General features: G+C 37.4%; 23 protein-coding genes. 3 read left to right on the top strand and 20 right to left on the bottom strand.

The annotated features are described in order from the left end of the window. Positions 1-186 precede the first annotated feature (186 nt). On the bottom strand, positions 187-576 hold the full coding sequence (locus tag IV80_RS09685) for a S1 RNA-binding domain-containing protein (protein ID WP_057752843.1): 390 nt from the start codon (positions 574-576) through the stop codon (positions 187-189). Between the two features lie 119 nt (positions 577-695). Between IV80_RS09685 and IV80_RS09680 the strand changes: the two genes are divergently transcribed. Then, positions 696-1337 (top strand): VTT domain-containing protein, encoded by a 642-nt coding sequence (locus IV80_RS09680; RefSeq protein ID WP_057752841.1) that lies wholly within the window; start codon positions 696-698, stop codon positions 1335-1337. 60 nt (positions 1338-1397) lie between these two features. Here IV80_RS09680 and IV80_RS09675 read toward each other — a convergent pair whose 3' ends face one another. The 17 genes from IV80_RS09675 to ccpA form a co-directional block, all read right to left on the bottom strand. After that, a complete protein-coding gene (locus tag IV80_RS09675) occupies positions 1398-2027 on the bottom strand; it encodes a TIGR01906 family membrane protein (protein ID WP_057752840.1) in 630 nt (209 codons plus the stop codon). A gap of 4 nt (positions 2028-2031) precedes the next feature. After that, positions 2032-2802 (bottom strand): TIGR01457 family HAD-type hydrolase, encoded by a 771-nt coding sequence (locus IV80_RS09670; RefSeq protein WP_057752838.1) that lies wholly within the window; start codon positions 2800-2802, stop codon positions 2032-2034. Positions 2803-2812: 10 nt separating this feature from the next. Continuing rightward, positions 2813-3403: a YutD family protein gene (locus IV80_RS09665; protein WP_057752836.1), complete on the bottom strand. Its 591-nt coding sequence runs from the start codon at positions 3401-3403 to the stop codon at positions 2813-2815. Between the two features lie 19 nt (positions 3404-3422). Next, a complete protein-coding gene (locus IV80_RS09660) occupies positions 3423-4031 on the bottom strand; it encodes a metallophosphoesterase family protein (RefSeq protein ID WP_057752834.1) in 609 nt (202 codons plus the stop codon). 115 nt (positions 4032-4146) lie between these two features. Beyond that, a complete protein-coding gene (locus tag IV80_RS09655) occupies positions 4147-5526 on the bottom strand; it encodes an amino acid permease (RefSeq protein ID WP_057752832.1) in 1380 nt (459 codons plus the stop codon). An 80-nt stretch (positions 5527-5606) separates the two neighbouring features. After that, positions 5607-6629, bottom strand: coding sequence for a class I SAM-dependent methyltransferase (locus tag IV80_RS09650; protein ID WP_371861653.1), 1023 nt, complete (start codon positions 6627-6629; stop codon positions 5607-5609). A 347-nt stretch (positions 6630-6976) separates the two neighbouring features. Further along, a complete protein-coding gene (locus IV80_RS09640) occupies positions 6977-7387 on the bottom strand; it encodes a ComGF family competence protein (protein ID WP_057752829.1) in 411 nt (136 codons plus the stop codon). Next, positions 7380-7673 (bottom strand): hypothetical protein, encoded by a 294-nt coding sequence (locus tag IV80_RS09635; protein WP_057752827.1) that lies wholly within the window; start codon positions 7671-7673, stop codon positions 7380-7382. The genes IV80_RS09640 and IV80_RS09635 overlap by 8 nt, the downstream gene beginning before the upstream one ends. Continuing rightward, on the bottom strand, positions 7657-8094 hold the full coding sequence (locus tag IV80_RS09630; protein ID WP_261763753.1) for a type II secretion system protein: 438 nt from the start codon (positions 8092-8094) through the stop codon (positions 7657-7659). Before IV80_RS09630 ends, IV80_RS09635 begins: the two co-directional genes overlap by 17 nt. Before the next feature lie 5 nt (positions 8095-8099). Further along, positions 8100-8408, bottom strand: a complete 309-nt coding sequence (comGC, locus tag IV80_RS09625) for a competence type IV pilus major pilin ComGC (protein ID WP_057752823.1) — start codon at positions 8406-8408, stop codon at positions 8100-8102. Further along, complete coding sequence (comGB, locus tag IV80_RS09620) at positions 8405-9391, bottom strand: competence type IV pilus assembly protein ComGB (protein WP_162259304.1); 987 nt, start codon at positions 9389-9391, stop codon at positions 8405-8407. The genes comGC and comGB overlap by 4 nt, the downstream gene beginning before the upstream one ends. Before the next feature lies 1 nt (position 9392). Further along, on the bottom strand, positions 9393-10379 hold the full coding sequence (comGA, locus tag IV80_RS09615; RefSeq protein WP_236699600.1) for a competence type IV pilus ATPase ComGA: 987 nt from the start codon (positions 10377-10379) through the stop codon (positions 9393-9395). A gap of 106 nt (positions 10380-10485) precedes the next feature. Further along, positions 10486-11220 (bottom strand): YebC/PmpR family DNA-binding transcriptional regulator, encoded by a 735-nt coding sequence (locus IV80_RS09610; protein WP_057752819.1) that lies wholly within the window; start codon positions 11218-11220, stop codon positions 10486-10488. A 274-nt stretch (positions 11221-11494) separates the two neighbouring features. Further along, positions 11495-12793 (bottom strand): O-acetylhomoserine aminocarboxypropyltransferase/cysteine synthase family protein, encoded by a 1299-nt coding sequence (locus IV80_RS09605; protein ID WP_057752817.1) that lies wholly within the window; start codon positions 12791-12793, stop codon positions 11495-11497. Positions 12794-12806: 13 nt separating this feature from the next. Beyond that, positions 12807-13985 carry a trans-sulfuration enzyme family protein gene (locus IV80_RS09600; RefSeq protein ID WP_057752815.1) on the bottom strand — a complete coding sequence of 393 codons (1179 nt, stop codon included), beginning with the start codon at positions 13983-13985 and terminating at the stop codon, positions 12807-12809. Positions 13986-14370: 385 nt separating this feature from the next. After that, positions 14371-14853, bottom strand: a complete 483-nt coding sequence (locus tag IV80_RS09595; protein WP_236699599.1) for a GNAT family N-acetyltransferase — start codon at positions 14851-14853, stop codon at positions 14371-14373. Between the two features lie 418 nt (positions 14854-15271). Then, the gene (gene ccpA, locus IV80_RS09590) at positions 15272-16276 is read right to left on the bottom strand and encodes a catabolite control protein A (protein ID WP_057752813.1); all 1005 of its coding nucleotides are present in this window, start codon (positions 16274-16276) and stop codon (positions 15272-15274) included. A gap of 199 nt (positions 16277-16475) precedes the next feature. Here ccpA and IV80_RS09585 point away from each other — a divergent pair, with 199 nt between their 5' ends. Next, entirely contained in the window at positions 16476-17573 is a 1098-nt protein-coding gene (locus IV80_RS09585) for a M24 family metallopeptidase (RefSeq protein WP_057752812.1), read from the top strand. A gap of 59 nt (positions 17574-17632) precedes the next feature. Here IV80_RS09585 and IV80_RS09580 read toward each other — a convergent pair whose 3' ends face one another. Both IV80_RS09580 and IV80_RS09575 read right to left on the bottom strand, forming a co-directional pair. After that, positions 17633-18031 (bottom strand): hypothetical protein, encoded by a 399-nt coding sequence (locus IV80_RS09580; RefSeq protein WP_057752810.1) that lies wholly within the window; start codon positions 18029-18031, stop codon positions 17633-17635. Between the two features lie 23 nt (positions 18032-18054). After that, on the bottom strand, positions 18055-18456 hold the full coding sequence (locus tag IV80_RS09575) for a DUF948 domain-containing protein (RefSeq protein ID WP_057752808.1): 402 nt from the start codon (positions 18454-18456) through the stop codon (positions 18055-18057). A gap of 135 nt (positions 18457-18591) precedes the next feature. On the opposite strand from IV80_RS09575, the gene IV80_RS09570 reads away from it, so the two are divergent. Beyond that, positions 18592-19482, top strand: a complete 891-nt coding sequence (locus tag IV80_RS09570; protein WP_057752806.1) for a mechanosensitive ion channel family protein — start codon at positions 18592-18594, stop codon at positions 19480-19482. Positions 19483-19525: the final 43 nt, after the last annotated feature.

Below are 19525 nucleotides of genomic sequence, written 5' to 3'. Positions count from 1 at the left end.
TTATCATCTTGATTTGAAAAAGTCAACAACTTTTTTCAAAGCTAAATTTCCTTTTCTCGTTCAAAACGACCTTGAATATAATAACAAGAAAATCCTACTTGGTCAAGCATGTTTAATAAATTAATCTCACATTAGTTGAAACTCTATACACAATTTCTAGCCATTTTGCTTGTTTTACTAGCAAACTCATTGAATATGATATCGTTTTTTTGCCGCCGCTTTCCATAAAGGCAAAACGCTTGCAATGCTTTGAAATCCAATGTTTTCTTCTTTATTGGTCCAATAAAATTTACGATACGCATGAATTGGAGAAGGCTTTGGCAGATCATGCAATAATTTCTTTTGACGCAACGCACTAATTGACAAACTAATACGCTCATTAGCCGGATCAATATCCACAATCACACAAGAAATCGATTGCCCAACTTCATAAATTTCTGCAAGATCCGCAATAAAATCATGACTACATTCAGAAATATGAACTAACCCTTTAAAATTCAAGTCTTTATTTTCCACAAACAGCCCATATTTTTGAACGCCAGTTATGGTTCCCTGAATAACATCACCAACTTGCATTTTTCATCCCCCTTTACATTCTTATACTAAAGTTTATTTTAGCGAATCACGAAATATGATACAATACTTGTGTTTTAAAAAGCACTCTAATTTAATATTACATGTTATGGAGGAATATTGTGTCTATTTTGATTGACTTTGTTTTACACATTGATGAACACTTAATTTCTATCGTAAATACGTTTGGTAATTGGTCTTACCTTATCCTATTTGCAATAATCTTCGTCGAAACTGGTGCAGTCATCTTACCTTTTCTACCAGGAGACTCTCTTTTATTCGCTGCTGCTGCACTTTCTGCTAATAGCACGTACAATCTCAACATTTGGGTTTTCGTTTTTTCTTTATTCTTTGCAGCCGTGCTTGGAGATTCAACTAATTTCTTCATCGGTCGTGGCATTGGAAATGCCTTAACAGAACACCATTTGTTCGGAAAATTCATCAATAAGGAAAAATTAGATGAATCCAGAAATTTCTTTGAACGCTATGGTAGTGTTTCAATCACCTTCGCACGGTACATGCCAATTATTCGCACATTTGCACCCTTTGTTGCTGGTGGGAGTAACTTTAAATTTCAAAAGTTCATCGTTTTCGACATCCTTGGCGCAGCCACTTGGGTAGCGTTATGTTGTGGCGCCGGATTTTTCTTTGGCAACTTCCCGTTCGTTAAAGAACACTTCTCAGTAATCGTAATCGGCATTATTCTAATTTCCTTAATTCCAATTCTAATATCATTCCTTAAAACTCGTAAAAAAGCAATTTAAAAAGGAATCGTGATTGTTTCACGATTCCCAAACAAGAATTTTACCGTTAATGCCTGCTATCTAGTGGGCATTTTTTAGTTGCTTTTTTCCTAACCATAAAAAGATCAAGTAATAGATTTCAATTAACACAAAAAATAACACAAAACATTCTAAAAAAAATGTCTCCGGCAAAGCGGTAATAATCGGATCTTTTTGTGGATCAAACATCCAATCGTCATTACGGAATAACACTTCATGAAAGCCAATAAAGAATTGATCAAACGAAATGCTCATCATAACTGCGACAAAAACTGGAACTAGCAAGGACACTTGCATCTGTCGAATAACGCGCCAAAGCGTTTTTGTGCGGACAAGTTCTCTGACAAAAAAGAAAACCAAAATTCCAGAAACAAGTAGCACAACATCATTTAACATAAATAGCTTTTTCACGTCCGAAAAATGCTGCAGTCCTGCCGCTGAACTTGTGAAATTCGTCATCTTTAGTTTCGTAATCCAGGGAAAGCTTAAGTAACTGATCAACTGATGATAATTTTTCATGAGTTGTGCTTCCGATAAATGAACGGCTGATAAAACACCATTCCACGACAGCGTCCAGCGATACAGAATAGTACTGTTAATGACTAAAAAAATAGCTAAAGAAATCCCAAACAAGTGAAATGCGAACCACTGACCGAAACGTTTCCATCTCATTTTACTACTTCCATTCATCAAATGAACGAATTGCATGCGTAGGTTGGATATCCTGATTAGCCACAAACTCCGGTGTGGATACTCCTGTATAGACTAGTAAAGTATCAATTCCAAAATTGATTCCTGCTGAAATATCCGTCATGTAGTTATCGCCAACCATGACAACATCTTCTTTTGGCAAACCTATTTTTTTAACTGCCTTTTGCATAATAATAGTTTCTGGTTTACCAACGTAAGTAGCACGTTGCTGTGTCGACCTTTCCACAAACCCAATTAACGAACCTGCTCCTGGAACTAGCCCCCGCTCATTAGGTAAGTTAGTGTCTGCATTCGTGCCAATAAATGTTGCCCCACGCTTAATCGCCAGCGTGGCTAATTCAAATTTATGATAGGTGACATCATAATCTAAACCGACAACTACCCAGTCAGGGTGCACTTCATCAAATACAAAGCCTTTGTTCATGAGTGCTTGCTTTAACCCTAGCTCACCAATGACATAAACTTTACGCTTGTCACCAGCAATACCATCCAAATAATCTGCAGTTGCAAGCCCTGCCGTGTAAACCTCGTTACCGGTGACATCAATATCATGGTTCTCACGTAAGTTTTTAGCCACATCATCTGGTAATTTAGTCGTATTATTAGTGACGAACAAAAAATCTGTGTGTGTATCTTGCAATCTTTTTATAAACCGAGCTGCCGCCGGAATTTTGTCTCGCCCACGATAAATCGTCCCATCTAAATCAATTAAATACCCTTTATAATCTGAAATCATCTAATCTTCCTCATTTTGTCTCTCGAATTGTAAACGAACGCTTACCACGTTTGTGAACTTCTGTAATTTTATTTTTTCTTTGTTTGACACTTTCAGCTTTTTCTTGTTTAATTTTCTCTTGCGTAAAAGGTTTTTGTTTGAACTTATGCGTCCGCTTCCGGCCTTTCTTTGATTTAACATTATTTTTATGTGTTTTCTCAGTCACGTTTTTAGTTTTCAAACTCCGCTGTTTAGCTGTCTTATTAACACTTAAATTTTTCAATATAAAATAGGCACAACCAAAGTTGCAGTATTCTAAAAGGTAATCCTCGATAGCACTTTGTTTTTCATCATCTGGCGCATGTCGATCTTGGTCACTGTAAAATCCCTTTAAGCGCAACTGTTCATAACCAATATCACCAACGATATAATCATACTTACTTAAAACTGGACTGAACCGTTCAGCTAATTGCTCACGATCAAAAGCATCCCTTATGTTCTTGGCCATTTGATATTGATGTCCATTAATGAGAAGGTTGGTTTCATCCAAAACGTCAACCGTGTTTACCACTGGTCTCCGCTTAGGACCATCTTCAGGTTTATCCTTTTTTGTTTCGCTCATTTTTCCGCCTCCTTTTTAATTAGCCTCGTTTTGCAAAATCTTCACGTTTTCCGATAATCATTTTTTCAATATCCGTTTCTGAAAATGGTGTGCCAAACGGAATTTCATAATCCAAATAGGCTTTCTCCGGCGTATCAACACCCACATTAATATCCTCTTTTATATTGACACTATAATGATGAATATGCCCATGTAAATTGATAATTTGTTTAACAATTCCCATCATCATGGGATAGTGCGTCATGTATAACTGACGATGATTAAGCTTTATCAAAGCACCAACATCATGAAATTCAAACTTAGGTTTCCCTGTAAGTATGAAATTATGGTGATCCAAAAACTTAAACAAATCACGACTATCATGATTACCTTTAATCAAGATCAAATGCCCGTTTAGTGCCTTCAACACTTCAAAAACGGCTTCATTTGACAATTTTGCTGGATGGGTGAAATACAGCGCAATATCACCTAAATGATAAACCGTATCAGCCGGCTTCACTCGTGCATTCCAATTCTTAATAATGGTTTCGTTCATCACCTCAACTGATGGAAATGGTCGTGGTGCAAAATCATTATATCCTAACAAATCCTTATGAAAAAAATGTGTATCTGCAGTAAAAAAGTTCAAAACTATCCCTCATTTTTTGTTCACTTGTTTTAGTATATAACATAACGACTGCTTTTTTACAGTATCTTTATTTAGACACATAAAAAGACGTGTCTAACCCTGACACGTCTTGATACTATATATTTGAATTTGTTTTAGACCTTTTCTGAACTAAATAAACCAAATTAAGCCCCACAAACCACAACACCGAGCCAATTAAAGCGATCAAAGTGTCTACTTTCAACAGCAACACCACACCTACAAAACCAAGAAACGCCAACACAATATAATCACTAAACGGATATAGAGGCATTTTAAACGGGCTTGCTTCCTTGGCCTGTTGAGAAATCAGTTTACGATACTTGAGATGTGCAAGAATTATGGCACCCCAAATGAATAAAAAACAGGTTGTAGCAACACTAGAAATAAATGTAAATACTTTTCCTGGAATAAAGATATTCAAAATGACTGCTAGCGCGATTACGGCCGCTGACATTAAAATTGCATTTGCAGGCACTTGTGTCCGTGAAAGTTTGCCTAATTTTTTCGCCAATTTGGATTTACGGTTATAACTTAGCGAAAACAACATACGCCCGGTTGTAAACAACGCACTGTTACAAGCCGATGCTGCCGCCGTCAATACCACAAAATTAATTATTGCCGCAGCTCCAGAAATCCCAATATTTTGGAACACTTGCACAAAGGGACTGGACGATGGTGACACATATCGCCAAGGAAAAATTGCCATCAAAAAGAAGAGCGCCCCAACATAAAACAATCCAATTCGCATTGGAATGTCATTAATCGCTTCTGGAATTACCCTTTGTGGATCTTGAGTTTCGGCCGCCGTCATACCAACCATTTCCACTCCAACAAAAGCAAAAACGACCATTTGGAAAGAAAGCACAAATCCCTTGATTCCTTTAGGAAAAAAGCCACCATATGCTACTAAATTACTCAATGAGGCATGACCAACCGAGGTTTTAAAATGCAACAAAACTAGGATAACTCCTGTTACGATTAAAGCCAGAATTGCCGTAATTTTAATAATTGAAAACCAGAACTCAGTTTCTCCAAAAAGCTCCACAGTAATCAAATTCATTGCCAAAAGAACTAATAAGATAATAAATCCTGGTATCCACTGTGGTAATTTAGGAAACCAAAAATGCATATACAGTCCCGCGGCTGTAATTTCAGCCATTGCAATCGTTACCCAGCAAACCCAATATGTCCACCCAGTCACGAACCCCACACGTTTGCCTAAATATTTAGCCACAAAGTTAACAAACGAAGTAGAATTTAGATCCGACAAAAGCAGTTCGCCCAATGCCCGCATTAACCAAAAACACATTACACCGGTAATTGCATACGCAAGTAATATCGATGGCCCAGCCAAATGAATGGATTGGCCGGCTCCTAAAAACAGCCCAGTCCCAATTGTGCCACCAATGGCTATCAACTGTACATGTCTACTTTTTAATCCTCTCGATAAATTTTTTTCTTCATTTTTCCCCATATTTCCTCCATTAAATATATTAAGCGTTAGTTATAACACATTTATATCTAATCATATCGAAATTCTGGAATGAAGTAAAATTAAGCTCTAAAGTTCTCTTGATGCCACTGCCTAATTTCAATCAAGAATTTTTGCACTGCGTCTTTTTGTTTAAACGAAGGGAAATCACCTAATAGGACTTGTTTTGCTTGTACTGCTCGATCACCATGATTTTGTAAAATAAGAATTGATTTTTGTAAACTAGCACTGGTAAATAAATCCTTTGGAAGATTCAAAAAGCCTTGTAAATAAATTCTATTTTTAAAGAAATTCAACAATCCCGCCGACTGATTAGTCTGAAATAAATTGCTAGGTACCAAGAACACTCCGAATCCTCCTGGATTTGTATGTTTCATGGCTTGCTCAATCAATAAATGATGGACAAAGGAGTGTCCTTCATTGCTGTGCGTGTCAAAATTTTCAACACGATGATCAATGGGATAATAGCCAACTGGTAAATCTGAAATCGAAACGTCAGCCGCTTTGATAATTAATTGATCCAGTGCGTCTTGGTGATAAAGATCAACCGTTAAACGTTGTAACTGTGTATTGATCCCAGCCAAAGCAAGCATCGAATCGTCATTATCGATTCCTATGCCAGTCACCACTTTGTTTTCATGATTGCGATGAATGTCGTTCATGACTGTTGTCAACAAATTAGCCGTTCCCACCGCTGGATCTAAAATTGATAGCTCTTGATCATCATCGTGAAGCACTTGGATAAGATACGCAAAAAGCATTCCAATGGTATCCGGCGTCATTTGATGATTTGCCTGTATATGATCCTTTTGAACAGCTTTCAACATTGCCAATTGGAGTGCCTGCCGAATCGCCTCGGGTTCTAAACGTGCTAAATCCAATTCGTTATAAAAATGTTCTAAATTATGCTTCACTTCCGGTGTTGGTAATCCGTCTTCAACTTGTACCTTACCAGAAATCAAATTATTTCCCGTTTCAATCAAAGCATCCAGATACGAAGAATCAAGCGCGTCTTGTAATTCTTCTGTACTGGCATCAATAATTTTATATACTTGTTCAATTTCACTATTATTCGTGATCTCCACCTCATTAATTAACTTAAGCTCTGAAAATATCTTAACATGAATTAAAGTTAAATGGCATTCATAGCGGTTTATCACTCACGGGAAATTTAAAACTGTGCTGATTTTTCAAAGTCACCACAAATTTGTCACCTTTTATTTCAACTGTACCAATATTTGTCTTGAAATACTGACATTGCTTCTCATCTTTTTGTTTTGCAATCAGCAAATTACACAAAACCTTTGCATCATTTGATTCATTCGTTTCCACCTGCGAGATTAATACAGTCCTTTGACCATGTTCGATCTGCAGGACAAGACCACTAAAAAACACTAAAAACAACAGCGCACTTAACAAGACGTAACCAGGTTTATTTTTTGGGAATATAGACCTCATCAGTTTTCACTTCTTCATTATTAAATTTTATCGTTAATTTTAGAAATGGCTCGTTATAATTAAAATCCACAGCACGCACGTTTGTAATGAGTGGCATGTATCCGGGGGAAAATCGCAATTGATCTTGATATTTTGCCAGCTTATACACTTTATTTTCTTCTAAACTTTCCAGATAAGCATAAGTGGCACTTCCTCTATGAAATCGAAAACGATGCTTAGCGGACTCAAGTTCATTTACTAAAATTTGCCAATTTTGTGAATTTACTTGAGTTTGTAATGGTATTTTAGTAAATCCTGTACTGAAGGAAAAAATTTGGAAAATAATCCCTAATATGAGTATTGCAAGCAAAGTCTCTAGCAGCGTAAAGCCCATTTTTTTATTCAAAGTCGATTTTCCTCAACGTTTTCCGGTGTTCACTTTTTAAGAGTATCCCATCTTTTTTGACTTCAAGCGTTCCTGAATTTAGTGATATTGTTTCCGACTTGATCGCATCTAAGCGTCGACTGGCAGTCAATAAAGTGCGACTAACATCAGTGGATTCGCCCAATTTTTGAGCTACTTGGTGCTCATTTTGCACACAATTGTGAACCAAGATTAACGTCATGCTTATGATACTAAGTGAAATTAACGATTCACTTAATACAAATCCCGATTTATTCTTTTTTAACATGGTAAACACCCCATCCTAACTGAATTGTCAATCGGTATATACTATCATCCCTATCAGAATGAAACGAAATTGTTTGTGGTTTCACGTAACCGTCACTGCCAATTTTGACTTCGTGATCACTGTATAGTTGAAGCGAATCTGGGATTTTTACAGAATGTGCATCTTTATGAAAAACTTTAAGTGGATTAAAACTAACGGTGCCGCTCTTATGATTAAAAGTAATATATGTGATGGTTCCATCTAAATTTGCAAAACGTTCGTATTGTTTCCATTCCGTATCAAAGTTTGACCAAAATGCCTGTTCTTGCTGCCACGCAATTGTCTTTTTAAAACTTAATCCACTGGTTGAAATCAGTAGCGTTGCGATTCCAAGCACAACTAAAGTTTCAACCAACGTAAAGCCTCTTTTATATACGTGCATCAAATCTATCTAACAGCCTTATTATCTTTGATACTAATATGGTTCTGCTCTGCTTGAGCCACTTGTTTTTCTGTCAAATAGCCGTCCTCTTTTAACTCATCAAGCGAAGCTGGTAACTTTTGGTGCTCATTTTCATACAAATCGATTTGAGTCTGAACGACTTCTACCATCGCATTGCCATGAATTGTCTTAGCGCTATTTCTTTGTTGGGCAATATTAGGTAACACGATCAAAATTAGCAAAGATATAATGAAAAGAACAACCGTCATTTCTATTAAAGTAAAGCCTCTTTGGAATTTTCGCATTTTTTTCATTTATAAACTCCCCCCATTGAGTGATACATTGGCAGTAAAAGACTCAGATACATGAAAACAATAATGAGTCCAATTATCAAAAACATCAGCGGCTGCATAAAACCAATTAGCCGTTCAACTTGTTGTGTCAACTTTTGGTATTTAATTCTAGAAAACATCACTAATTCTTGCCCCAAAGAGTCAGTGGTACTGCCCTTATTTAACAAGACGTTAAGTTCTTGTGGAATAAAGGGATATCGATTAATAAACGAAACGGCTTGTTGCCCTTCCATTAATTGTTTTTCTAAAGCATCACCAATTTGGTAAAGTAGTGACGTGGGCGAGAAACTTTCCAACAGCGCACAAATGCTTTTTATTCCTAATCCACTTTTTAAAAGCATGGCCAAATTTAAGGATAAATAGTAATGACAATAAGTTTGATAGACTTTGCCTATGATTGGTAATCGACATAGTACCTCAACTCTTTTAAAAATAGGTTGCTTAGAAAAGCTTCTGAAGAAATAACTCAAAATTCCCAGCAGACTACCCCAAACACCCCAGCTATAGAGTGCCGTATATTTAAACTTGTGAACCTGGGTTGCCAAGTTCCACTGGCTAAGCTGTGGAAAAATATAGGTTTTCATGCCAATCATTAATAAGCCTAAAAAGAAAATTAACAATGCCGGATATTCTAAAAGCTGAATGAGTCGCGATTTGTGAGCAAATTTGACATTTAAATAGTTTCCTAATGTCTTTAAGCTTTCCGCTAATTGTCCATGCTTTTCGGCAATCAAAATCTGATAATAAATGTCCTCTTTAACATGCATTTGAACAGCTTTTGAAAATGCCTCACCCTGTTTCAAGGACTGAATCATCTTTTCGAGAACCATCTGTTTAGTCGGTAATACGACTTTAATGAAGTTCAATGCTTCGCCTAAACTAAAGCCGACTAATAACAAATCAGCCAAAATCGAAAAAAATCTGGCCTGATCCTTAGTTGTCAATTTATCCTTCTTGATAAACTTTAGCGGTTTGTTTTGAAATAAGGTGTTTTTGATAGGCTCGTTCAAGACATTTCCCCCAATCACTTGTCATCTGATCAAATTGTGTGGATTCAAACGCTTGTCGCAATTTTTCACCCCATAGAAGATCAAAAAGTGCTGCTACTTCTCCATTTTCTAGTGGCAATAACCGTTGATAACTAATACCACACACAGATTGTTGTAACATCTCAGCATCAACTCCCAATTGTTTCAACCGTCTAATGACACCATGAACGTTTTGAGCATGTACGGTACTTAAAACCAGATGCCCACTTAAAGCGGCCTTAACTGCTATATTGGCGGTATGACTATCTCTAATTTCACCAATAATAAAAATATCTGGTCGATGACGTAATCCAACTTTCAATAATTGCTCATAAGTCATTTGTGCTCGCGTATTAACCTGTAACTGCAAAAAATTCTTTTCAAAAATTTCAACCGGATCTTCAATTGTCATCACGACTCTTTCTTGCGATAAATGCCGCGCCAATTGATAAATTGCAGTTGTTTTTCCCGATCCCATCGGCCCAGAAAAAAGAAGTAATCCACGTTTATCTGTTAGTTCGATCAGATCTTGCCATTGTTGAGGATCCAAGTGTTGAATTTGAGCCTCAGCAATGGGATAAATAAAACGAATCACCATACTCTCGCGATTAAGGAAATCTCCAACTGTGGACAAACGTAAATGCACCTTATCTTTACCGTGATGCCAATAATAAGCACCCGTCTGCGGGCGCCTTTTCTCACTTAAGGCCATGTCCGCCTGAAATTTAAAAAAAGCGATTAACTGTTCGCCAGTTTGCTTAGAAACTTCTTGAATTAAGTAACAATGATTTAACTTTTTGTACATCACTTGATAGTCCTCTAATTTTGGCAAAAAATACAAATCGGTCGCTCGTTTGGTGATACACAAAGACATAAATTTTTGAACATATTCTTCTAACTTCAATGTTCTAACCTCCTCTCATAACTAAGTACGAAAAAAAAGGCATTTATTTTTTTTGTAACAAAAAAAGCACAAGGAAAAATTTCCTTGTGCTTCATTTAGATATCGTTTAATCCTCATCTGGCATTTCCGCAGCTTCATAAACTTCGGAAACGTCATCGTTATCTTCTAATTCATCGATTAGCCCTTGGTACTGGCTACGTTTAGCTTCCGGTACTGGTGTTTCATTTTCAGGGATCATGGTTAGTTCAGCCGTTGCCAACTTGTAACCAGCCTTTTCCAAACCGTCTCGAACCTCTGCCAATGCCTTAGGATCTGTATAAATTTCAAAGGCATCATCAGAACTTTGAATGTCATCAGCGCCTGCGTCAAGTGCGTCCATCATCATCATATCTTCATCGGTATCATTGTCTTCTCTGGAAATCACGATGTAACCTTTTCGGTCAAACATATAGGAAACAGAACCACTTGCACCCAAAGAACCACCATGATGTGTGAAGGCAGAACGAATTGCAGCAGCTGTTCTGTTTTTATTATCCGTCAAAGCCTCTACAATAATCGCTGTGCCACCGGGTCCATAACCTTCGTAGGTAATTTCTTCGTATGCAGCACCACCGACACCAGAACCTTTATCAACGGCACGTTTAATGTTATCTTTCGGCATATTTGCAGCTCGAGCCTTATCCATCATTAGACGTAACTGAGGGTTACCAGAAGGGTCAGGACCCCCAGCTTTGACTGCCATATAAATTTCACGTGAAATTCTTTGAAAAATTTTTCCACGTTTAGCATCCTGAGCGTTTTTACGACCCTGAATATTGTGCCATTTTGAATGTCCTGACATTTCCAAACTCCTCTTTTCTTTTAATGAATTTTTATAGTTAGTAAAACCTTATCTAGTATAGTAAATTACAAGATTTTTGGCAAGCTATAGTTACCACTAACTAACTATATTTTTGATTTATCAAACCATTTAATATTGAAAAACATTGGATTAACATTAAATCCAGTTAACTTTCTGTTAACCACCCATTCGACTATCATTGATTGCGACTTAAAAAAATCTAGCCACCCAAAAATAAAGAAGAGCTCTTTTTTAAATGAACTCTCCCTTATTTTTACTCAAATGCCTTCTCAATCGCTTGATCTAAATCTTCAATAAGATCATCAACGTTTTCTAACCCAATGGATAGTCGTAGGACTTGATCATTCAACCCTTGTGATTCTCGAACTTTTTTAGGGACTTCGCGATGAGTTGTACGAGTTGGATTCACAATTAAGGAACGCGAATCACCAATATTAGGTAAATAACTAAAAACATGCACATTATCAATTAAAGTTGCCACATTCTTTATGTTTCCAGCTAGTTCAAATGATAAAATACCGCCAACACCTTTAGGGAAATATTTTTTGACTAGTAGATTGTCTTTTTCAATTCCAGAATAAAAAACTTTTTTAACATGCTCATTCGTGGATAAAAATTCAGCAATCTTAGTGGCACTGGCAACCTCACGATCTAGTCTTTCTGAGATTGTTTCCAATCCCAATAAAATTAAGTAAGCATCCACTGGCTCTAAAACTGCTCCTAGCAATCGCAAATACTTCATTCGAATTCTTTTAATGAAGGCTTGTTGCCCAAATTTGCTTACAAAACTTTCTTGCTTATGTAAATCTTCATCACCTAGAGTAAATTCTAATTCACTGAACTGTGGAAATTTGGGATTATCCCAATTGAATGTGCCGTGATCAACTATCAAACCTGATATTACGTTACCATGTCCATTTATGCCTTTGGTAGATGAATAAACGATTATATCAGCACCATGTTCAAATGGTCGCAAAAGATATGGTGTAGGAAAAGTATTATCTACAATCAACGGAATACAAGCTGCATGAGCAATTTCCGCCAGTTTTTCTAAATCGGCAATTTCAGTGCTGGGATTAGCCACACTTTCAACATAAATGGCTTTTGTATCCTCACCAATCAAATGTTTCACGGTTTTAAAATCATTAATATCGTCTACAAAGTCAAAATTAATTCCAAACTTAGGAAAGAAGGTTCGAAACTCATCTAGACTAGAACCATAAATATTTCGAGGTGCAATAATTCGACCACCATTTTCGGCGACATTTAAAATCGTGTAAGAAATGGCTGCCATCCCTGAGCCAACCGCCACGGCATCCACGCCTCCATCCAACGCGGCAATACGCTCTTCAAATACTCGCACAGTCGGATTGCCATCTCGTGAGTAATCATATCGCCCTGCCAATTTCCCAGTAACAATTTTGTCGGCTGTTGCCGTGTTTTCCAAACCAAATGCAGCCGTTTGATAAACGGGCACAGATGAAGCAAAATGATGATCTTTTGGATCGTACCCTGCATGAATTTTGAGTGTATCAAATTTACTTTTTGTCATTAATTTCATCCTCCTACTGAACATTTGCTTGATTTAAAGTCACTGAATTTACCGAAAATTCAAGCGCTTGTTCGAGATCTGCAACTAAATCTTGACTATCTTCAATACCAACGGCTAACCGAATTAACTTCGGACTAATTCCAGCTTTCATTCGTTCTGCAGGTGGTAATTCTGCATGACTCATTTCATAAGGTAATTCTGCTAAGCTTTCGACAGCTCCCAAACTAACTGCCAATCTAATTAACTGCAGATGGTTGACAAAGGCAACTGCATCTACTTTTTCACCTAATTCAAATGATAAAACCCCACCGAACCCCTTCAACTCGCGAGAGGCAATCAAGTAATCTTTCGTACCTTCAATTCCTGGATAATAGATTTGGGTTACTTCTGATCTTTTTTTAAGGAAGCGAATAATATCAAACGCGTTTTGTTGTTGACGATCCATACGAACTGACAAGGTTTGAATTCCCCGTCTAATAAGATTCGCGCTCTCAGGTGAAAGAACACCACCCAAAGCATTTTGAATAAAGTAAATTTGTTTTCCTAGTTTTTCACTGTTAGTAATGACTAAGCCAGCAATCACATCTGAATGACCGCCTAAATATTTTGTCGCAGAATGCACCACAATATCAGCGCCTAATTTTAAAGGCTTTTGTAGATAAGGTGTCAAAAATGTGTTATCTACAATGGTAAGCAATTGATGTTTTTTTGCTATTTTTGCTACCGCCGTCACACTAGAAACATGAAGGAGTGGATTCGTAACAGGTTCAAAATAGATGGCCTTTGTATTTGTCTGAATGGCTGATTCAATTGTCTCCAGCTTTGTCGTATCGACTACTGAAAAACTAGTACCACGCTCTTTAAAATACTGGTTCAAAATCCGATAAGTGCCGCCGTAAATCTGATTACCAATTAAAATGTGATCGCCGGGTTTGAAAATTGCGAATACTGCATGAATTGCCGCCATCCCTGAGGCAAAAGCAAAACCGTTCTTCCCCTCCTCCAAACGTGTAACTTGTTTTTCTAGGAATTCTCGAGTTGGATTTCCTGACCGTTCGTAATCCCAACGCACCTTACTAGTTGCGCTCGGATAAGCATACGTTGAAGAATTATAAATCGGTGTGTTAACTGCACCGGTCTGATTGTCATGAATTGATTCGCCGTGAACTAAATTTGTATTGAAACCTGTCATATAAAATTCCTCCAATCAAAAAAACACACATCCATCCCAATCTATTTCTAGATTCAGGACGGAAGTGTGTTCTTTTTCCGCGGTACCACCTTTTTTCGAACAATCCTCACGAATTATTCCTCATCAGGTACAATTAAAATTATACCTTAACTCTATAACGGGAGTTCCCGCGGTAGCCTTACAATTCAGCTCAACTAACGAAATTTAAATTAGACCATCTTCAGTCAGTAATTGTCATCGTTTCTCACCTACCAACGACTCTCTAAACACAATATCCGACTTACTCATCTACTTATTTTTTATAATATTAAACATTATCTTAATCCTATCTTTTCAAAAGTCAATCTTTTTTTAACTTTTGTTATCGTTTTTTCATTTAACGAATTTAGATGTTTTTTAGGTACTGAGTATCACAAGCCAAATGTTCATCCCCAGTTAGCGGATGATCTAATTTTGTAAATCCTGCATGTTGATAGAGCACATTGGCAACCGCTAATTTTGTATCAGTAACCACATACATCTTTTGGTAATACACTTGCGCAAACTCAAGCGCCTTTTTTAGCAAGATTTTTGACAAGCCGTGCCCGCGAGCTTCTGGCTTCAAATATAATTTTTGTAACTCACAGATATCAGGGTGACCCGGAACCGGTCCAACGCCACATCCGCCAACCACTTCTTTTTTCAAATCGTCAAATACCACCCAATAAATACTTTTTGGTAAGTTGTTATAGTACTCGGCCAATGAATCTAATTGAGGATCAAAATATGCAGTTCCAGGAATATTCAAATGGGCATCACGTAAACAATCTTGAATAATTTTTTTCACTGCTTGATCATCATTTGGTTCGATTTTACGAATTTTCAACATACATTTCACTTCAATCTAAACAGAATTTAAAACCAAGCATAACTCAATAATTCTGCTTGTCAATGGTTCATTAGCTGAACTTGTGACCTTACTTAAAATGCCGCATTTAACGGTTGATAAAATCAAACCCTATACAAAAAATAGCGAAAGTTTTGGTTGGAATGAAGAACAACTTTCTCTAGTGATGTGATTCATACAACTTATGGTTCAATTTTTGCCCTCTCAAAACCGAGGTCGAAAAATGTTGCTTGGTACAACAACAAATATGGGTTCCCTTGTCAGCTGATTCGAACCTTAGCAAAACCGATACAGTTTAACGATAAATTTCCAAAATGAATATCATAAAAATAGACTAATCAAATGTACAGACGTACACTTAATTAGCCTATTTTGTGACTCCAAAAACAAAAATCAAAAATTATTTTTGAGTCGTTTCTCGACTGTCTAATCCATATGGTAACGTGATAATTGGTTCTTCAATCTCTTCTTTGTTCATTAATTTAGTCAATAAGCGCATTGAAACCGCACCGATGTCGTAAAGGGGTTGTGTAATTGAGGTTAACTGTGGCCGAACCAGCTGTGCCACCTGAGTATCATTACTTGTAATCAGAGCAAAATCTTCAGGTACTTTGACCCCCTGATCCGTAAGCCCATTCAAGACACCTGCAGCTAATCGATCATCGCCAACAAAGGCAGCTGAAATTTCAGTGCCTTTTAGCTGACTGGCCAATTTAATACCTGCTTCATAACTGTAATCTGTTTCAAAGATGAGTTTTTCATCGAATTTCAAACCGGCTTGCTGCAAAGCTTGTTTATAACCAGCCAATCGATATTTACCATTAATCGGTTCGCTCAATGACCCACTAATAAAGGCCACTTTTTTACTACCTTCTTTGATTAATTTGCCAACTGCCTCAACGGTTGATTTGACATAATCAATGCTGACAGACGGCACGCTTTGTTGGTCATCTACTGATCCAGCGAAAACAATTGGCGTCCTGGAATGCGAAAATTCTTCGCGTAATTTATCTGTGACACGATTACCCATGAAAATAATACCATCTACTTGTTTTGCAAGTAAGGTATTCAAGACCAACATTTCCTTTTGGTCATTTTCGTCGGAATTCTCCATAATAATATTATACTTATACATAGAAGCCACATCATCAATTCCACGTGCTAATGAAGCAAAATAAGCATTCGTAACATCTGGAATAATCACACCAATTGTGGTGGATTTCTTACTTGCCAAGCCTCGTGCAACTGCATTTGGGCGATAATCCAATTTATTGATGACATCATTAACACGTTGCCTAGTTGCTGGTTTTACATTTTGATTGCCATTCACAACTCGCGAAACTGTAGCCATTGAAACGCCTGCTTCTCTGGCAACATCGTAAATCGTTACTGTTTGTTTTTCCATTCTAAATTAAGTCTCCTTTGTACGTTATTATACGTTTTCATAAGTTTTCACGCCTTGTTAACGTTATCAAAAATGAGTAAGTTGTGCAAGTATCGAAAACGCTTTCATGAAAAATATAACTCTTTTTTTCCAAGATTTCAAGACCTAAGTGATGTGATATAATATTTATAATGATTAATTATAGAAAGAAGACGATACAATGTCACAGTTAGATAAGGTCCGCCAATGGGTGAGCACCCAAGAAATCCAAGTCGCCTACATTAGCGATCCCAAATCAATCGAATATCTTACCGGCTTTGCTAGTGATCCAGTAGAAAGAATTCTCGGCTTATTTGTCTTTGCTGATCAGGACCCATTTTTATTCGCGCCTGCACTCGAGGTTGAAGCTATTCATGATACGGGCTGGAATTATCCCGTTTATGGTTATCTAGACCATGAAAAACCTTTTGCAATGATTGCCGCACAAATCAAAAAACGTGTTTCCAATCCAACCAAATGGGCCATCGAAAAAAGTCATCTAACCATTGATCACTATAATGCCATGAAAAGCCAATTTCCATCTGCACAATTTGATCAAGATTTAACCCCAACTATTCAAAAGCTTCGATTAATTAAAACACCAGATGAAATTGAAAAGCTAGACGCAGCTGGCCGTGAAGCAGACCTGGCATTCCAAGTTGGGTTTGAAGCCGTTCAAGCGGGTCGAACTGAAGCTGAGATTGCAGCCGAATTAGAATATGTCTTAAAGAAAAAAGGTGTCATGCAAATGAGTTTTGACACCTTGATTCAAGCTGGTGCCCATGCAGCTGAACCTCATGGTGCAACAGGAATGAACAAAATCGAAAATAATGAACTTGTCTTGTTTGATTTAGGGACAATTCACCAAGGGTATATTAGTGATTCTTCACGGACCGTAGCGGTTGGTAAGCCTAGCGACAAGGCCTTAGATATTTATAAAGTTTGTTTAGACGCGCAATTGACTGCGCAAGCAAAAGCTAAGCCTGGCATGATTGCTGAAGATTTAGATAAAATTGCCCGTGATATCATTACTAAGGCCGGTTATGGGGAGTACTTTATCCATCGCCTTGGTCATGGCATGGGAATGGGTGAGCACGAATTTCCTTCCATTATGGCCGGTAACAAGATGACACTTGAAGAAGGCATGTGTTTTTCAATTGAACCTGGTATTTACATTCCCGGTGTGGCAGGTGTTCGTATTGAAGACTGTGTTCACATTACCAAAACAGGATGCGAACCTTTCACTCACACTTCAAAAAAGCTTACTTATGTTGGTTAATCATCAATCAAAAAAGCACTTGCAAGTTCAGCCTGCAAGTGCTTTTTTTCTATGTTTAATTACTCGGCCGGTGAATCATTTTTATGCGTATGCGGCATAAAAACCTCTGTTGGCGCATCATAAGTCTCAGCACCATTTACAAAAACATCATTTTCTGCATCTAACTCATTTTTCAGTGCATCCGTCGACTCACTAAAACTATCTGATGCTGCACCAAACAACTCATCCTTACTTTCAAGCACTTTATTTTTAATCTCAACTGCAGAATCAAAAACACGATCTTTTAATTCTTGCTCCCAGTCTTCGCCTTCGAGATCATTTTGTTCTCTAAAACGATTCACACGGCTTTGAGCAGCCTTGATTAGCTCTTCTTTAGTCGTACCCGTTAATTTCAAAGTTCCGTAAACGGCTGCTGCCCCACCAATTAAAACTCCTAATAATAATTTACCTTTTGCCATTTTGAAAACCTCCTCAAAATCTGTTATTTATTTTTGCGTTCTCGATACATGTTGACTGCACCCTTGCCAACCTTAAAGGCTGTTGAAACCTTACCCGTTTTTTTACCTGGTTTGGTAAGTTTGCTGGTTAGGTTTCGAGTCGCTTCGTTCAAGTCGGAAGTACTCTGTCCTAAGTCAGCCATCGCCTGAAAAACAGGATCAATGGTCGCAACTTTACCGTTCACGTCCTCCAACAAGTTATTTGCATTAGCCATAATATCCTCTGCCTCTTTGGATAGCAAGTCAACATCCTTGGTTACAACAGCTAAACTACGATTAATTTCTACTAAAATTTTTGAAGCTCTCACCAACACAAGTCCAATAAATAACACTAATATCAACAAAGCTACTGCAGCAATAATTGCTGCGATTCCGCCACCTGTCATAATTATCCTCCTGTTACCTTGATTGTCTTAAGCATATCATTACAAATTCTTCACTGCAATTAAAAAAGCAGTTAATATTTTATCAAAAATGGCTTACAAAGAAAATCGAGTCTGTTAAAATCAAGATGTAAGGAGATGAGACCTATTAACTTTTTTATTGGGGCTGCCAGTACCCCCACTTCACTAATTAAAGCTTTCCAAAATTATTTTTCAGCATTTGATTGGCAAGCTTTGGCAGAGGCTTTAATCAATCATGTTGTTGAAATCATCTTAATTTCGCTTCTGTTTTGGATTATTAATTCCTTAGGTAAAAAATTCTTAACACGTGGATTACAAAAGTATCATCATTTAAATGATGCTATTCCTAACCGGGCAGTGACACTGCTCAGGTTGGTCATTAATATTTTTCACTATGTTGTGTTATTCTTTTACTTATACGCACTGCTTTCAATTATCGGTGTCCCAGTAGGAACACTGGTTGCCGGAGCTGGAATTATTAGTATCGCTATTGGACTTGGTGCACAAGGACTTGTAAGTGACATTGTCAATGGGCTCTTTATTCTGTTGGATGGACAAATCGATGTTGGTGATTCGGTCACCATTCAGAATGTGAGCGGCAAAGTCACTGAGATCGGCCTGCGTTCTACACAGGTGTTGTCTGATGATGGTACCACGAATTTCATTCCCAATCGTTCCATTACAGCTATTGCGAATCATTCTCGTCACGATCAAGTTGTCACTATTTTTCTGGCTTTTTATAATTTAGCTGATTTGGAAGTTGGTAAGACACTTATTGAAAGGGCAACACATAAATTGACCAAACAAGTAGCTGCAATCCATAGTGCCCCTACGTTAACAAGCCCCATTCAAGACGCGCAAGATCTGATTGGCTTAAAAGTAAAAATGTACGTTGAAAATGGTACTGCTGATGAAGTTCAAACTGTTGTTTTAGAAAAATATCTTTCTGAGCTTGCTACACATGATATTCAGCTTGCCAATAATCAATTTCAACCAAACAAAAAATAAGAGTTGCGAACAAAGGAACTGCAACTATTTTTTGAGACAATCA

Origin of the sequence: Pediococcus cellicola (assembly GCF_001438655.1) — a bacterium.
GTDB lineage: Bacteria > Bacillota > Bacilli > Lactobacillales > Lactobacillaceae > Pediococcus > Pediococcus cellicola.
The sequence above is the reverse complement of the archived record's forward strand: the minus strand, read 5'-3'. Positions and strand labels throughout refer to the sequence as shown.

Bases quoted from the DNA above. Each gene is read 5' to 3' on its own strand.
- IV80_RS09685 (WP_057752843.1), bottom strand. From the start codon at position 576: ATGCAAGTTGGTGATGTTATTCAGGGAACCATAACTGGCGTTCAAAAA.
- IV80_RS09675 (WP_057752840.1), bottom strand. From the start codon at position 2,027: ATGAGATGGAAACGTTTCGGTCAGTGGTTCGCATTTCACTTGTTTGGG.
- IV80_RS09670 (WP_057752838.1), bottom strand. From the start codon at position 2,802: ATGATTTCAGATTATAAAGGGTATTTAATTGATTTAGATGGGACGATT.
- IV80_RS09665 (WP_057752836.1), bottom strand. From the start codon at position 3,403: ATGAGCGAAACAAAAAAGGATAAACCTGAAGATGGTCCTAAGCGGAGA.
- IV80_RS09655 (WP_057752832.1), bottom strand. From the start codon at position 5,526: ATGGGGAAAAATGAAGAAAAAAATTTATCGAGAGGATTAAAAAGTAGA.
- IV80_RS09635 (WP_057752827.1), bottom strand. From the start codon at position 7,673: ATGTTAAAAAAGAATAAATCGGGATTTGTATTAAGTGAATCGTTAATT.
- IV80_RS09630 (WP_261763753.1), bottom strand. From the start codon at position 8,094: ATGCACGTATATAAAAGAGGCTTTACGTTGGTTGAAACTTTAGTTGTG.
- comGC (WP_057752823.1), bottom strand. From the start codon at position 8,408: ATGAAAAAAATGCGAAAATTCCAAAGAGGCTTTACTTTAATAGAAATG.
- IV80_RS09610 (WP_057752819.1), bottom strand. From the start codon at position 11,220: ATGTCAGGACATTCAAAATGGCACAATATTCAGGGTCGTAAAAACGCT.
- IV80_RS09605 (WP_057752817.1), bottom strand. From the start codon at position 12,793: ATGACAAAAAGTAAATTTGATACACTCAAAATTCATGCAGGGTACGAT.
- IV80_RS09600 (WP_057752815.1), bottom strand. From the start codon at position 13,985: ATGACAGGTTTCAATACAAATTTAGTTCACGGCGAATCAATTCATGAC.
- IV80_RS09595 (WP_236699599.1), bottom strand. From the start codon at position 14,853: ATGTTGAAAATTCGTAAAATCGAACCAAATGATGATCAAGCAGTGAAA.
- ccpA (WP_057752813.1), bottom strand. From the start codon at position 16,276: ATGGAAAAACAAACAGTAACGATTTACGATGTTGCCAGAGAAGCAGGC.
- IV80_RS09585 (WP_057752812.1), top strand. From the start codon at position 16,476: ATGTCACAGTTAGATAAGGTCCGCCAATGGGTGAGCACCCAAGAAATC.
- IV80_RS09580 (WP_057752810.1), bottom strand. From the start codon at position 18,031: ATGGCAAAAGGTAAATTATTATTAGGAGTTTTAATTGGTGGGGCAGCA.
- IV80_RS09575 (WP_057752808.1), bottom strand. From the start codon at position 18,456: ATGACAGGTGGCGGAATCGCAGCAATTATTGCTGCAGTAGCTTTGTTG.
- IV80_RS09570 (WP_057752806.1), top strand. From the start codon at position 18,592: ATGAGACCTATTAACTTTTTTATTGGGGCTGCCAGTACCCCCACTTCA.